This is a genomic window from Streptomyces boetiae, assembly GCF_031845405.1.
Taxonomy (GTDB): Bacteria; Actinomycetota; Actinomycetes; order Streptomycetales; family Streptomycetaceae; genus Streptomyces; species Streptomyces boetiae.
Map to the genome: position 1 here is coordinate 1 of NZ_JAVREN010000142.1, position 262 is coordinate 262.

At 58.8% G+C, this 262-nt stretch carries 1 rRNA gene; it reads right to left on the bottom strand.

Annotated elements, in window-relative coordinates:
* Window positions 1-262, bottom strand: a 23S ribosomal RNA gene (locus RM780_RS27765); the annotation flags it as partial.

Sequence of the window (262 nt, forward strand, 5' to 3'; positions counted from 1 at the left end):
TAGTCAATCGGCGCACACGTTTCCCACGTGCATCACGCTACTCATGCCTGCATTCTCACTCGTGAACCGTCCACGACACCCTTCCAGGGCCGCTTCACCCAGCACACGACGCTCCCCTACCCACCACCCTTGCGGGTGGCGACACGACTTCGGCGGTGTACTTGAGCCCCGCTACATTATCGGCGCAGAATCACTCGACCAGTGAGCTATTACGCACTCTTTCAAGGATGGCTGCTTCTAAGCCAACCTCCTGGCTGTCTGG